The 15384-nt window shown below is 40.8% G+C and carries 9 protein-coding genes and 4 tRNA genes; 8 read left to right on the forward strand and 5 right to left on the reverse strand.

Features of this window, described 5'->3' with window-relative positions; all coding sequences use genetic code 11:
* Nucleotides 1–2: 2 nt before the first annotated feature.
* From HQQ94_RS21540 to HQQ94_RS21555, 4 genes are read left to right on the forward strand one after another with little or no spacing between them, the layout of a single operon-like run.
* Complete coding sequence (locus HQQ94_RS21540) at nucleotides 3–1418, forward strand: TolC family outer membrane protein (RefSeq protein WP_173296336.1); 1416 nt, start codon at nucleotides 3–5, stop codon at nucleotides 1416–1418.
* Nucleotides 1415–2020, forward strand: coding sequence for an OmpA family protein (locus HQQ94_RS21545; RefSeq protein ID WP_173296337.1), 606 nt, complete (start codon nucleotides 1415–1417; stop codon nucleotides 2018–2020). Before HQQ94_RS21540 ends, HQQ94_RS21545 begins: the two co-directional genes overlap by 4 nt.
* Nucleotides 2021–2038: 18 nt before the next feature.
* Nucleotides 2039–2746, forward strand: coding sequence for a transglutaminase-like cysteine peptidase (locus tag HQQ94_RS21550; protein ID WP_173296338.1), 708 nt, complete (start codon nucleotides 2039–2041; stop codon nucleotides 2744–2746).
* 8 nt (nucleotides 2747–2754) lie between these two features.
* Nucleotides 2755–4677: an EAL domain-containing protein gene (locus tag HQQ94_RS21555; RefSeq protein ID WP_173296339.1), complete on the forward strand. Its 1923-nt coding sequence runs from the start codon at nucleotides 2755–2757 to the stop codon at nucleotides 4675–4677.
* 108 nt (nucleotides 4678–4785) lie between these two features.
* On the opposite strand, the gene HQQ94_RS21560 is transcribed toward HQQ94_RS21555, so the two are convergent.
* The 4 genes from HQQ94_RS21560 to HQQ94_RS21575 form a co-directional block, all read right to left on the reverse strand.
* A tRNA-Pro gene (locus HQQ94_RS21560) sits at nucleotides 4786–4862 on the reverse strand.
* A 107-nt stretch (nucleotides 4863–4969) separates the two neighbouring features.
* Nucleotides 4970–5046: transfer RNA gene (locus HQQ94_RS21565), tRNA-Pro, on the reverse strand.
* Between the two features lie 53 nt (nucleotides 5047–5099).
* A tRNA-His gene (locus tag HQQ94_RS21570) sits at nucleotides 5100–5175 on the reverse strand.
* 50 nt (nucleotides 5176–5225) lie between these two features.
* Nucleotides 5226–5302 (reverse strand) — tRNA-Arg (locus HQQ94_RS21575).
* 250 nt (nucleotides 5303–5552) lie between these two features.
* Between HQQ94_RS21575 and HQQ94_RS21580 the strand changes: the two genes are divergently transcribed.
* Nucleotides 5553–8177 (forward strand): diguanylate cyclase domain-containing protein, encoded by a 2625-nt coding sequence (locus tag HQQ94_RS21580; protein WP_173296340.1) that lies wholly within the window; start codon nucleotides 5553–5555, stop codon nucleotides 8175–8177.
* A 27-nt stretch (nucleotides 8178–8204) separates the two neighbouring features.
* On the opposite strand, the gene rep is transcribed toward HQQ94_RS21580, so the two are convergent.
* Nucleotides 8205–10217: a DNA helicase Rep gene (gene rep / locus HQQ94_RS21585; protein ID WP_173296341.1), complete on the reverse strand. Its 2013-nt coding sequence runs from the start codon at nucleotides 10215–10217 to the stop codon at nucleotides 8205–8207.
* 217 nt (nucleotides 10218–10434) lie between these two features.
* Here rep and HQQ94_RS21590 point away from each other — a divergent pair, with 217 nt between their 5' ends.
* The 3 genes from HQQ94_RS21590 to HQQ94_RS21600 are packed head-to-tail and all read left to right on the forward strand — an operon-like array spanning nucleotide 10435 to nucleotide 15244.
* Nucleotides 10435–11010 (forward strand): TetR/AcrR family transcriptional regulator, encoded by a 576-nt coding sequence (locus tag HQQ94_RS21590; RefSeq protein WP_173296342.1) that lies wholly within the window; start codon nucleotides 10435–10437, stop codon nucleotides 11008–11010.
* Between the two features lie 22 nt (nucleotides 11011–11032).
* The gene (locus tag HQQ94_RS21595; protein ID WP_173296343.1) at nucleotides 11033–12151 is read left to right on the forward strand and encodes an efflux RND transporter periplasmic adaptor subunit; all 1119 of its coding nucleotides are present in this window, start codon (nucleotides 11033–11035) and stop codon (nucleotides 12149–12151) included.
* Nucleotides 12152–12163: 12 nt separating this feature from the next.
* Complete coding sequence (locus tag HQQ94_RS21600) at nucleotides 12164–15244, forward strand: multidrug efflux RND transporter permease subunit (RefSeq protein WP_173296344.1); 3081 nt, start codon at nucleotides 12164–12166, stop codon at nucleotides 15242–15244.
* Nucleotides 15245–15384: the final 140 nt, after the last annotated feature.

Here is a 15384-nt window from a genome sequence, read left to right on the forward strand (position 1 = left end):
ACATGAACACAGGTAAAACTTGTCGATTAACGCACAGCGCTATAGCATTAGCTATTAGCACACTGCTCATGTCAACATCAGCTTATAGCCAAACACTGGAACAAGCTGTTGCTCATACTCTGGATACTAATCCTGAGATCCGTATTGCCTTTAATCGCTTTAAAGCTCGCGAAGAACAGGTCAATCAAGCTTTTGCTGGTTACATGCCTAATGTAGACCTTAGCGGTGGCTATGGCTGGGAACAAACAAATAGCCCTTCGAGTCGCCGCAAGAAAAACCAAGGTGACGTCGATGCTGATGGTGTTATCGAACTTGAACGAGGAGAAGCTGGTTTTAGCATTAAACAAATGTTATTCGATGGGTTTTACACCAGTAGCGAAGTCGATAGATTCAGTTTTGAAGCCAGCGCCGATCAATGGGCACTATTCTCAGCTGCAGAAGATATCGCCCTTGATGTAACACGGGTTTATATCAATTATATTCGAACTGAGCAGGTGATGACGCTAGCCGAAAAGAACATCGTGAGCCACCAAGATATTTATGGCCAAATTAAAGAAAGAACCGACTCAGGTTTAGGTTCCATTGCCGATTTATCGCAAATAACTGGACGTTTAGCCCGTGCAAATGCCAATCTAATCTCTGCCAAAAATAATTTTTATGATGCTAAAGCTCAGTTTATAACCGTAGTAGAATCAGCACCCGAAGACTTAATTGTCCCCGTGCCTGATGATGATATGATGCCAAAAGATCTCAATACAAGTATTCAAATCGCTCAAGAGAATCATCCAATATTAAAATCTGCTACTAATGATATCGAAGCAGCTAAAAATGAAAAGTCATCAGCACAGTCTAATTATTATCCTCAGCTCTCTCTTGATCTAGCGGGTAACTGGGACAATAACTTAGCGGGCGAAGACGGCTTTAGTTCTATTGCTAGTGCAAATGTCGGCGGCCACAGTAACGATCTCATTGCCATGGTTAGAATAAAATACAACCTCTTCTCTGGCGGTAAAGATCTTGCTCGAGAAAAAGAAGCCGCTTATAAGATCGGTGAAGCAAAAGAAGTCCGCCAACGCGCATACCGCCAAGTTGTTGAGGGCGTTAACCTTGCTTGGAATGCGTATGAACTCCTCGAACCACAGAAGATGTATATTCGAGATCATGTTATTGCAGCCAAAGACACACAAATAGCCTATAGCCAACAGTTCAACTTAGGCCAACGTACACTCCTCGATTTACTCGATACTGAAAATGAACTATTCGAAGCTCGTAAAGATTACTTAGAAGCCGAATATGACCAAATCATTTCAGAATACAGAGTATTAAATTCAACAGGCAGACTACTGGAATCATTAAGAGTCACTCGTCCAGAGATATGGCAAGGTGAACGAAACTACGAAGGAGGAGTAAACCAATGAGAACATTCACTCTACTATTAAGCATCGTCCTATTATCAGCCTGTTCCATGAGAGATATCGCCACTATGGACACAGCTACAAATCAAGTAAACGACCTCAATGATCATGATAAAGATGGTGTTATCCTAGCTCGAGAACGCTGTAATGACACCCTTAAAGGCGTAGAAATTGACAACTATGGCTGTAAAAAAACTCAGCCACTTTATGAAAATAAAGCACTGAATATTTTATTCGCTAATGACTCTTATTACATCGACCCTATGTACTATGATCAAATTGAGGCCATAGCAACATTTATGCGTGATTTCCCTAATACTAAAATAACCATCGAAGGTCATTGCAGTAAAACAGGGTCTTACGATCATAACTTGACCCTTTCCCAAAATAGAGCTAATGCTGTGACAACAGAACTTAACCAACGCTTTGGCATACTATCTGATAGACTTATTGCTATTGGATACAGCTTCGATAAACCCATAGACACCAGCGACACAGACATAGCTCACACTCAAAATAGACGAGTTATCGCTGAGGCTAAAGGTGAAGATAGTACAGTGAATATGAAATGGCATATCTATTCGGTAGATGAAAAAATAGAATAAGGAACTTAATCTAACATCATGAACGCCAGACTTAATCATAATTTAACTTATATAAAAGTCTGTCGATTTTCTTTAATCGCTGTGATGTTAGTGACGTCTTGTCTTTATGCTTCTCCAACACAAAAACTCGATAAGGCGCACATAACGTCAACGCTCGAGTCAAGATATGGTCAACGAGCCGGTAAGCGAGTTAAAGCGTGGTTTAAGGTGTTGGACGAAGCAAAAAGTCTACATGAAAAAGAGAAGATAACTAAGGTCAATAATTTCTTTAATTTATTTCGTTTTGTCGATGATATAAAGCTCTGGGGAGATAAAAATTACTGGGCAACGCCAATGGAATTTATCGGAGTCAATGGTGGTGACTGTGAAGACTTCTCCATTGCTAAATACTTCACGTTACTCCAGTTGGGTGTAGCAGAAGATAAGTTACGGATAACAATGGTCAAAGCAACATCTGTGAACCAATATCATATGGTTCTCGCGTATTATGAGTCTCCAGGTTCTATCCCTTTAGTACTGGATAATTTAGATAAAAAAATTAAACCAGCAACACAAAGAAAAGATTTGCTCCCAGTATACAGTTTTAATGGTCGGCAACTTTGGCTTAACAAAGAAAAAGGACGAGGGGTTCTAGCAGGCTCATCTAAAAAGCTTGCCAAATGGAACGATCTCAAAAACAGATTGGGTGTCGAAAGACTCAGAAAGCCCAAATTAAAATTGGAGTAGTTAACAAGATGACACTGTTTCGACAGATATACTCACTACTGTTCGGCCTCTTCTTACTGGTGGTAGCTAGTTTAGGCTATATACAATTCATTGAAACCCAGAATTTCTTAACCAAGCAAATGGAATCTGATCTCAACAATACCAGTAATTCACTAGGGATCATGCTAGTTCCAGATCTTGAAGCGGGTGATATTGTCGCTGCCGAAACCCTGATTAATGTCATCTTCGAAGGTGGGTATTATCAACAAGTAAAATTAACCTGGCTCGTCGACGGTAATCAACAAACATGGGATAACCCCCTAAATATTCAAGGCGTACCTCAATGGTTTATCAATCTAGGGTTCTTCCAAACCATTAAAAAAGAGAGCACGATAACTTCAGGTTGGCTTCAGCTCGCTAAATTAGAAATCACCGCCCACCCAGGCTTTGGTTACCATGAGCTATGGCGCACCATGACGAATGCTATCATTGTTTTCTCTATTCTATTTCTTATTGCTATCGTACTGGCAAGAGTAGGATTAACATGGATACTAAAACCACTTAATGAAATAGCACTACACGCAAAAGAAATAGCTCAACGTAAGTTTGGCCCTAGTCTGCGAGTACCCAATACTGCAGAGCTCAAATCTGTCGTGCTAGCCTTTAATAGTATGTCGGAACAGTTGAAACAATTATTTAATTCTATTGATGAAGAAATCGGAGAACTGCGTAAAAAGAACTTAGTCGACCAAGTTTCAGGGTTGCCAAACCGCTTGTATATGATGGGGCGTTTAAATAGTTGGCTTCAGGAACCCGCCAATGGTGCGCTCATAATGGCTAAGTTTGACTGGTTAGAAGAGATCCATAGTAAGTATGGTTATCAAGTTAGGGACGAAACCATTAAATTACTCTCAGAAAAAATGACAGAACATTTAAATGAAGTGACTGGCTCTATCATCGCACGCATAGCAGCCTATGAATTTGCCTTTTTAATCACCAATTCTGAACATGATCAGACCAGTAAATATTTACAGACCTTAATACGAACCATCAATCAGGAAATGTCTAAAGCAGGATGTAAATCTAATGAAAACTTTGCTATTGGTGTCGCAGAACGCATAGGACAAATGTCAGTTTCTGACATATTAGCCCAAACAGACAACGCTCTCCAAAAAGCGGTTAATGAAAATAAAGTCTTCCATTGGTTTGAAACCAATCAAAAGCAATTATTCACACGAGAACAATGGCGTGAACATTTAAGTGTTGCGATTAAAAAACGTCAATTTAATTTTAAGTGGCAACCAGTGCAGCTAAATGACAGTGATCATATTTTACAAAGAGAACTTTATTGCCAACTCAATATGGGGGATAAAATAATACATGCAGGCCAATTTATGCCCTATGTTGAATTACTGTCTTTAGGTTCACTATTGGATCAATGCTTGATTGAAGATATACATGAAAAAAACCTACTCAATAGGCATAAAGAACCCATTGCAATCAACTTAACTTTCCAAAGCTTAAGTGATCCTAAATTCCATGAATGGCTAAATACCTTTTTACGCTCAACTCCACTGTCTGAGCGGATGTGTTTCGATATTCCAGAAGCTGGGATCAATAGTGATCCTGATTCCTGTCATTCCATTTGTAACATCATTCGAGAGAATGGAGCCCATTTTGGTATCGATCACTTCGGTCATCAATTTGGCTCTATGTCCTATTTACAGGAGCTTAGACCTAGTTATGTCAAGCTAGACCAGTCTTTTGCCTATTATGATGAAAGTGAGCATAGCGGTGAACTCTGCCGTGCAATCATCAATGTCGCACGAGGGTTAGACATTGACATTATTGTCACAGGTATTGAAGAAATACCTCAGCTAGAACGTTTTGTCCCAATGAAAACCAATGCCTTTATGGGGTATATTTTTCCTCCAACTGATATTGAAGATTAACGTCTAAGCCGTTTTGGTAAAAAACGGTTTATTAATCTAATAAGCAAATACTTGATTTAATTTTGCCACAAAAAAAGCCTTCTGATTTATCAGAAGGCTTTTAAAATTTGGTCGGTGATAGAGGATTCGAACCTCTGACCCTCTGGTCCCAAACCAGATGCGCTACCGGGCTGCGCTAATCACCGTAATTTTTGATTTATTTTTATGTCAAATCTGAATTCGCTATATCTCTCCGCTTATTACCCAGATTCTTTTCTGTAAAATACTGAATAAAATTCAATATTTTAATATTTGGTCGGTGATAGAGGATTCGAACCTCTGACCCTCTGGTCCCAAACCAGATGCGCTACCGGGCTGCGCTAATCACCGTAATTTGTTACATTAGAACTATATTATCAAAATAAATGCTATATCAATTGAAATGGGGTGACTGATGGGGTTCGAACCCACGACAACCGGAATCACAATCCGGGACTCTACCAACTGAGCTACAATCACCACTGACTATTTCAATAATACTTACTGCTAACTTAGTGTTCTACTCATTCTGGTGCACCCAGAAGGATTCGAACCCTCGGCCTCACCCTCCGGAGGGGTGCGCTCTATCCAGCTGAGCTATGGGTGCCTACCTTGTTAGCGAGGCACATAATATTGATTATTTGCTCCGCCGTCTATAGCTTTATACGAATAATGTGTCTGTTTGCTCAACTTTTAGCTCATTAGGTCAGTTTTCTTCACTGAATATGCTCTGTCCTCAAAATGTATCAAGCAAATGTCTTGGCTATGATTCTTTTTCATGCTATTTATATTTATTACATCAGAAATGAGTCCACATGCTAGATCCATCAAATAAAAAATAGCGATTGGCGAATACTATGTTTAGGGATAAATCAACTCAATATTCACAATATGAATTTGAGCTTCTGCACAAAAGGATGACACGTTTAAAGAATTTAGCTCTTAAATATACACGAACAGAAGTTACACCTAATAGACTGTTAGCATTATCAAAACTGGCGACAACTGCACATTCTTCTTCAGAATTTTATGCCGGGGTCCATCACTCAATCAAAGCATTACTACCTACTAATAATTTCTTTGTCGCTTTACTCAACCTGCAAAGTAACAGGCTTGCAATTCCCTTTTTTCTTGATGAAAAAGACACTAACCCTATTGAAATCGATCACCACAAGCATAGCGCTAAAAAACTCCTTAACGGCCTGACAGGTTATGTACTTAAGACGGGAGAAACTCTACTCTGTGACGAGGACCAATTTGATCAACTCATTTTCAATAAGCAAATAGAAAGTCTAGGAACTAAATGCCACCATTGGCTCGGAGTGCCAATCAAGAGAAATAATAAAACCCTAGGGGTCCTTGTTATTCAAAGCTACGCTAAAAATATTAATTTTACCTATAGGGAAATCGAATTACTCAACTTTGTTAGTCATCAAATTTCCAATGCAATGGAAAGGTTTCAACATCAAGAACAACTCGAACTGGCCATAGTACAACAAACTGAAAAATTGAGCTTAGCCCACCATCAACTCAAACACCAAGCATACGAAAGGCACCGAGCCGAACAGCTGCAAAAATCACTGTTTGAAATCGCAAATTTGGCAAATTCCAGCATTGAAACAACCACCTTATATTTAGAAATGCATCGGATTATTAGCCGTTTAATGCCTGCGAAAAATTGTTATATTGCGTTATTAAACGAACAGGGTTCAATGATCAACTTTCCATTTTATGTCAATCAAAATAACAGTTCATCACCTGCCTGCAGACAAATGGGGGATGGATTAACAGAGTACGCCATTAACAGTAGCAAGCCATTGCTTCTGCAAAATAGTGATATTCAATCCCTCATTGATTCGCATGAAATATACTCAACGATGCCAGAACTCAATAGCGCTAAAAAGATCAATCAATGGATTGGCATTCCTCTATTTATTCATAAAAAAGTGGGTGGTGTATTAACGATTTACAGCACCGACACCACACCACAATATCAGGAAAATGATCTTAATCTACTCACTTTCGTCTCACAACATATCGCCAGTGCTATTGAACGTAAATTATCTGATCTATCATTAATATCCAATGATGAACAACTCGAAGTTAAGGTCATTGAACGCACTCAGACACTGGCCTTACTCAACCAAGATTTAGAACAAGAAATAACTAAAAGACGACAAATAGAACAGCAATTAGTTCATGATGCCAACCATGACACGCTAACAGGTCTGCCTAATCGCGCCATGTTTATGGAAAAGCTATCTCAAGCCGTTAAACATACTCGCAGGCATAAGCACGATCGTTTTGCCCTCATGTTTATCGATTTAGACCGCTTTAAATTAATTAATGATACGTTAGGTCATCTTGAAGGTGATCGATTTCTTATCGAAACCTCAAAACGACTCAAATTATGTATTAGAGAAAATGATACATTAGGTCGAATTGGGGGTGATGAATTTGTCATCTTACTCGACAGAGTAAATGAAATTCAAGACGCTAAAGAAGTCGCAAAACGTGTACTCATCGGTTTAGCTGAACCTTACAAGCTCGCCAATCAACAGTTTAAATCTGGCGCAAGTATTGGCATAGCATTTAGCCATTACAAAGCGGATACTAGCGAATCTTTATTGCGTGATGCAGATGCTGCAATGTATCAGGCTAAATCGAACGGCAAAGGATGCTATGTGATTTTCGATGATAAATCTCATAAGCAATTTAATCATGATATCCAACTAGAACAGGAACTTCGCAATGCGATCTCCAGTCGCTCTTTGTTGATTAGCTATTTGCCCATTCAAGATCTACGCACAGGAAAAACATTAGCGTTAGAACCCCGCATCTACTGGAACCACCCTTACTTAGGTAAAATTAAACAAGTAAAATTGTCGAATATTGCCGAACATTACGGCTTAACCGCTGATCTTGATATATTTTTACTCGAAAGCCTAAATCATGAATATTCTCGATTACAAGAAATATCACTCAATCGCTTACCTATTCATCTTAATATCTCTGGTCAACATTTAAAGCATAAGCACGCATTAAGATTACTCAAAAATAAACTGAAGCAAAGCCGTTTTAAAAGTGAGCAACTCTGGCTTTTTTTCAATGAACAGGATTATATCTTGGATACCGATAATCACATTTATGCTTTTGAACAACTCACTAAATTAAATGTTAATTTAGCACTCAGTGGCTATGGCAGTGCCCATAGCGCATTGAGCAGCCTAACCTTCTTACCTCTACAAGGGTTAAAACTCGATCCAAGTTATGCTACTCACCTTGACAGTGAGCAACATACTAAATTACTCAACGCATATTTTTTAACAGCTCAAGCACTTGAACTAAATGTCTTTGTCGACGGGATCAGTTCAGAGGATCAACAAAAAACTTTTGAAAAGATTGGGTTCAAGCAGGGGCAAGGAAAATATTTGGGCAAAGTACTGCGCCTTAACGAAGCATCTTCACTCATTGATGCATGAAAAGTCAGATCAGCTAAGCTAACTTAGCTACTTCTTAAACATGTCTCTTAAATTTGCAATGTTAGACTTTCCAGTATGTTGGCGTTGTTCCTCACTTTGAACCTGCTTACGATTCTCCCAGATTAAATCATCTTGAGGTAATTCCATCAAGAAGCGACTAGGCTCACAACGCATGGTCTCACCAAACTGCCGCCGTTCACGACACAAAACAAACCACAGCTCTCTTTGAGCTCGAGTGATCCCCACATACGCTAAACGACGCTCTTCTTCCACATTACCTTCATCAATACTACTTTGATGAGGGAGTATTCGTTCTTCAGTACCAACAATAAATACGTATGGAAACTCCAATCCTTTAGAAGCATGCAAGGTCATCAACTGTACTTGATCTCCACCTTCATCTTCGTTATTACGCTCCATCATATCCCGCAATGTCAAACGTGTAACCACTTCCGCTAAGGTCATTCCCTCATCTAACTCATCACCTTGCAGCATCTCTGTTACCCAACGATACAGTTCCGAGATATTTTTCATTCTCATTTCTGCCGCTTTAGCACTCGTGCTGGTCTCATACAAATAATCTTCATAATTAATGCTACGAATAAGGTGCTTAACGGCATCAACGGGATCGCCACGGGTCGCCTTCTCACTGGTATCGATAACGAACTGACCAAATTGATACAAAGCCCCCATCGCCGCAGGGGTTAGATGGTGATTAAGTTCAGCCTCAAAAATCGCTTCAAACATTGAAATATGACGCTCATTGGCATAACTGCCTAAACGCTCAAGTGTAGAGGGACCTATCCCACGTTTTGGTAAATTCACCACACGTAAAAAAGCATTATCATCATCGGGATTCACCACTAGCCTTAAGTAAGCCATAATATCTTTAATCTCGGCTCGCCCGAAAAATGAAGTTCCACCACTTAACTTATAAGGAATACGGTTAGTCATTAATGCACGCTCAAGCAAGCGAGACTGATGATTACCACGATAAAGTATGGCGTAATCACCAAATTGAGTTTTACCCATAAATTTATGACGGATCATTTCGGCAATCACACGCTCAGCCTCCTGACCCTCGTTGGCCGCTATCAATACTCTTAACGGCTCACCATAGGCAAGCTCACTGTATAATGTCTTATCATAAACATGTGGATTGTTAGCAATAAGTATGTTAGCAGCGCGTAAAATTCGTTGGCTGGAACGATAATTCTGTTCCAATTTAATCAATTTAAGCTTAGGAAAATCAGTACCAAGTAACACCAAATTCTGAGGTTTAGCCCCACGCCAGGAATAAATAGATTGGTCATCGTCTCCTACCACAGTAAATCGTGCTCGCTCTCCCACAAGTAACTTAACTAATTCATATTGACTCGTGTTAGTGTCTTGATATTCATCCACCAGCATATATTGAATACGTTGCTGCCACCTATCCCTGACCTCTTTATTGTGCCTAAGCAATAAAGTGGGGATCAAAATAAGATCATCAAAATCTAACGCATTATACGCCTTCAGATGCTTAGCATAGCGTTGATATAAAATAGCAAAATCTTGTGATTGCTTATCTTTCGCTATCTTTAACGCTTTATCTGGCACCACCAAATCGCCTTTCCAATTAGAAATTGCTGACATGAGATTTTTAAGCAAATCTTTGTCACCATCAAATTCATCTTCGGTAAGCTCTTTAAGTAAAGCCAGAGAATCTTGATCGTCGAATAATGAAAAGCCTGGCTTTAACCCTATGACTTTATGCTCACGCTTAATGATTTCCAGTCCTAAAGTATGAAAAGTCGATATCCATAATCCACGCGCCTCTTGACGACCCATAGACTTAGCCACACGCTCCTTCATCTCACGAGCGGCTTTATTGGTAAAAGTCACCGCGGCAATTGTCCGCGCCTGATAGCCACATTTCTGTACTAAATAGGCTATCTTATTAATGATCACCCGTGTTTTGCCACTACCTGCCCCAGCAAGTACTAGGCAAGGACCTGATACATAGTGAACAGCGTCATTTTGTCCGGTGTTTAGCTTCATTGTTTTACTTTTACCAAGTCACTTATGCTCAAAAAAATTTCAACACGAACATGTAAAGTCATGTTAAGGATCACGATATGAATAACTGGCGATCATACCAGAAATTCTCCCTACATCCTCTATATCGAATATCAGTGACCCATTGCTAACGTGTTTTAGGTAGTTTAAAATAATGAATGAACGTTCATTCATTTTCATGGTCCTATAAAAAGACGATATGGATAATAAGCGAGAACGCATATTTAGCGCCACCGAAAAAATCATTGCTGCAGAAGGATTGCAAGGGCTTTCTATGCAAAAAATAGCCACTGAAGCAGAGATTTCTGCTGGGACTATTTACCGTTATTTCACAGACAAAGAAGCACTCATCTTTGAATTAAGAAAAAACGTGCTCTGCAAAGTATCCAGATACATTTTAGCCGATTGCCAGAATGGGGATTTAAAACAAAAATTTCAACGTATCTGGTTCAACATGGTCGACTTTGCGAGTCAACGGACCCCGACAACCCTGAGTTATGAACAATATATTCATCTCCCAGGGATAGATTCAGATCCACACCAAACCTTTGAAAAAACAATTTTTGGAGGGTTACATCAGTTTTTCGAAACAGGAAAAGCTCAGGATAAATTTCATCGTTTATCCAACAAGATCCTGTTTTCTATATCTATGGAGCCAGCAATGGCATTGGCGAGAAGTATACGCCGTGGACAAATAAAATACGATGAAAATGAACTGGAAATTGCCTGCGAAATATGCTGGAAAACCTTACTAAAATCAACACCATCAACCTAATATTAAAGGAGCGTTCAGGACAATGAAAAAATGGACCCTGATAATGCTAATCATTGCACTACTCGTCTTTGGCTCAGTTATTGGTTTTAACCTCATGGTAAAAAACAAAATTGCCGATGCTATTGCCAATATGCCAGAAAAAGAATCACCTGTTACAGTCATGACACTTGCCACTGAAAAATGGCAACCCACGATCAATGCCATCGGTTTTGTAGAGCCTAACCAAGGCGTGACTATCGCCAATGAGCTGGCTGGGACTATCTCTAATATCAACTTCGAAAATGGCACGGAAGTCCAACTTGGACAAAACCTTATCTTGCTCGATTCTGCAGTTGAAAAGGCCAACTTAAAAAGTAAACGAGTACAGCTACCCGCAGCTAAAGCTGACTACAAACGACTCTCTTTGCTCTACAAACAGAACTCAGTGTCAAAACAAGATTTGGATAATAGCGAATCAAAGTACCTCACTTTACAAGCCGATATTGAAAGCCTTGCAGCCACCATAGACCGTAGAGCAATAGATGCACCTTTTGCAGGTTTAGTTGGCATACGCAGTGTCAACTTAGGTGAATATCTTCAAGTCGGTACCGACATTGTGCGCCTTGAAGACATTAGCACCATGAAAATCCGCTTCACAGTGCCACAAAATCAATTACCACGCATCTCAAAAGGGCAAACAATCTACGTCTATGTCGATGCCTACCCTGAGCATCCTTTTGAAGGTCAAATTTCAGCAATCGAACCTGCTGTTTTTTACCAAAGTGGTCTCATTCAGATCCAAGCCACAATCCCTAATATTGACACCAAATTACGCAGTGGCATGTTTGCCCGAGTCGCAGTGCAATTACCTGAAATGACAGAACAATTTATCCTACCTCAGACCGCAATTAACTTCACTCTCTATGGTAATTCCATCTACCGGCTCTATGAAACAGAAGAAAAAGGCGAAACCATAAAACGGGTGCAACAATTGAATATCGAAGTGCTAGAGCGTAATGGTAATAACGCCTTAGTCAGTGGCAAGTTAGCCGCTAATGATATTATTGTAACTTCAGGTCAAATACGACTCAATAACAACAGCAAAGTCAAAGTGACCGAGGATAACGCCATAACTCCTCCAACCACTATGCCACAACTATAACAGGAGTTGGCAATGCGCTTTACAGACATTTTTATTCGTAGGCCGGTTCTCGCCGCCTCGATAAGCTTCTTATTGTTACTTTTAGGTTTCAATTCCCTAAATAGCATGCAGGTACGTGAGTACCCTGAAATGACCAACACGGTTGTCACTGTGACAACCGGTTATTACGGGGCTGATGCAGATTTAATCCAAGGTTTTATCACTCAACCTTTAGAACAAGCACTAGCTCAAGCAGACAATGTTGATTTCATGACATCAGAAAGCTACTTAGGTAGTTCAAAGATCACCGTTTACATGAAGCTTAATACCGATCCTAACGGTGCCTTAGCAGACATACTTGCCAAAGTAAATTCGGTTCGTTCTCAGTTACCAAAAGAAGCCGAAGACTCTACCGTTGATATGTCAACAGGCTCACAGACATCGGTACTTTATATCGCTTTTTCAAGTGATAAAGTTAACTCAAGTCAGATAACTGATTATCTTGAACGAGTGGTTAAACCTCAACTATTTACCATTGATGGTGTGGCTAAAGTCAATCTCTATGGCGGTATCCAATACGCCATGAGAATATGGCTAGACCCAGCTAGAATGGGAGCATTTGGCCTCTCTGCATCAGAGGTAACACAAGTACTACAAGCCAATAACTTCCAATCGGCTGTAGGTCAAGCCAATGGAACATTTACCCTTTTCAATGGCACTGCTGACACCCAAGTTGCCACAGTCAAAGAGCTAGAACGACTGATCATCACCAGTAAAGAAGGACTAGTGGTTCGTCTCGGCGATATTGCTAAAGTCAGTCTAGAGAAAAGTCACGACACCTACCGTGCCCTGGCTGATGGTAAAGAGGCTGTCGTCGTGGCGCTTGATGTCACACCGACCGCAAATCCATTAATAGTCGCAGCCGATGCTCGCGCAATGATGCCTGACATAGAACGTAGCTTACCTGTTTCAATGAAGAGCCATATTTTATATGACTCTTCACTGGCCATTGATGAGTCAATTAATGAGGTCATCCACACCATAGGTGAAGCCGCATTAATTGTGATTATTGTGATCACGCTGTTTCTCGGTTCGCTACGCGCCGTTGTTATTCCTATCGTGACAATTCCCCTTTCTTTGATAGGGGTCGCCGTCATCATGCAGGTATTCGGTTTTAGTTTAAACTTGATGACACTGCTCGCCATGGTGCTCGCTATCGGCTTAGTGGTCGATGATGCGATTGTGGTGGTAGAAAACGTTGACCGCCATATAAAATTAGGTGAGCCTCCTTTTAGAGCGGCCATTATTGCCACTCGTGAAATAGCGGTTCCAGTTATTTCTATGACCATCACTTTGGCCGCCGTTTATGCACCCATAGCACTCATGGGCGGGATCACCGGTTCACTGTTTAAAGAGTTCGCACTAACCCTAGCTGGAGCAGTATTCATCTCTGGGATTGTGGCGTTAACCTTGTCACCAATGATGTGTTCCAAAATCTTAAAACCACACACAAAACCTAACCGTTTTGAACACGGTGTTGAGACGGTGCTTAATGCCGTCACCAATCGCTATCAAAGCATGCTCAATGCAGTGATGAATCACCGTCCTGTTGTCATCGCTTTCGCCGCCATTGTCTTCGCGACCCTGCCTGTGATGTTCTATTTCATTCCATCTGAGTTAGCACCCAATGAAGATAAAAGTGTCGTCATGATGATGGGAACTGCGCCATCAACCGCTAACTTAGATTACATTCAAGCCAATATGGCATTAGTGACTGACATTGTTAGTGCACAGCCAGAATCGGCTGCTTCATTGGCCCTTGTGGGGATCCCAAACTCAAATCAAGCCTTCGGTATTGCGCCCTTGGTGCCTTGGAGTGAACGAGATAAAAGCCAGAAAGAGGTACAAAAGTTACTGGGAACTGAAGTCAAAGCAATCCCGGGTATGGCGGTTACAACCTTTCAAATGCCTGAACTTCCTGGCGCATCTAGTGGCTTGCCAATTCAGTTTGTTATCACCACTTCACATACGTTTGAGAATCTATTCCAGATAGGCAGTAGTATCCTGGATAAAGTACAAAAAAGTCCTTTATTTGTCTATTCTGAAATCAACCTCAAGTTCGACTCCGCCACAATGAAAATCCATATTAAGCGTGATCTTGCTGGGAGTTATGGCATTACGATGCAAGATATTGGCGAGACGCTATCAGCCATGATGAGTGATGGCTATGTCAATCGAATTAACATGGATGGTCGATCTTATGAGGTGATCCCTCAGGTCGTACGCCAATACCGCGCCAATCCTGAATCCCTCAACGGCTTTTACGTAAAAGCCGCCGATGGCCGCTCTATTCCACTATCAAGTCTAGTGGATGTTGACATGATCGCTGAGCCTCGCTCTCAGCCTCATTTTAATCAAATGAATGCGCTGACTGTTGGGGCGGTAGCCACTCCAGGGGTAGCCATGGGAGATGCTATCGACTTTTTAACCAACATAGGTGATAACGATCTTCCTAAAGGTTATGACTATGACTTCTTAGGTGAAGCCCGTCAGTATGTCACCGAAGGGTCGGCGCTATTTGCCACCTTTGCTTTAGCACTGGCCATTATCTTCTTAGTCTTAGCAAGTCAGTTTGAAAGTCTTAGAGATCCTCTGGTTATCTTAGTCTCGGTCCCTCTGGCAATCAGTGGCGCATTAATCGCACTGAGTTGGACCCATATCTTTGGTCTGTCATCAATGAACATCTACACCCAGGTTGGCCTCATCACCTTAGTGGGATTGATCACTAAACACGGGATCTTAATGTGTGAAGTGGCCAAAGAGGAACAACTGCATAATGGCCTCAGTAAAATCGATGCTATTACACTTGCTGCTACGGTTCGTTTACGTCCAATATTAATGACCACCGCGGCCATGATAGCAGGCCTTATTCCTCTGTTATTTGCCGCTGGAGCAGGTGCCATCGCTCGATTCAATATCGGTCTCGTGATCGTATCAGGTTTGGCGATTGGTACTGTGTTTACTCTGTTTGTGCTACCGGTGATATATTCATACCTAGCAGAAAGGCATATACCTCTTGAAGAATTTGATGAGAAAATAGCATCCACCTCATAACATAGCGTCGCAAGCCACTAAAAAGACCCTGCTCAGGTTAACTGAACTGGGTCTTTTTTATTGCTCGCATTCAAATTAATATCTTTGCAGGTTTCTTAAAATTATACGCTCAGGTACAATCTCAATTACATTAAATTATC

It is taken from the genome of Shewanella sp. VB17 (genome assembly GCF_013248905.1).
Lineage (GTDB): Bacteria > Pseudomonadota > Gammaproteobacteria > Enterobacterales > Shewanellaceae > Shewanella.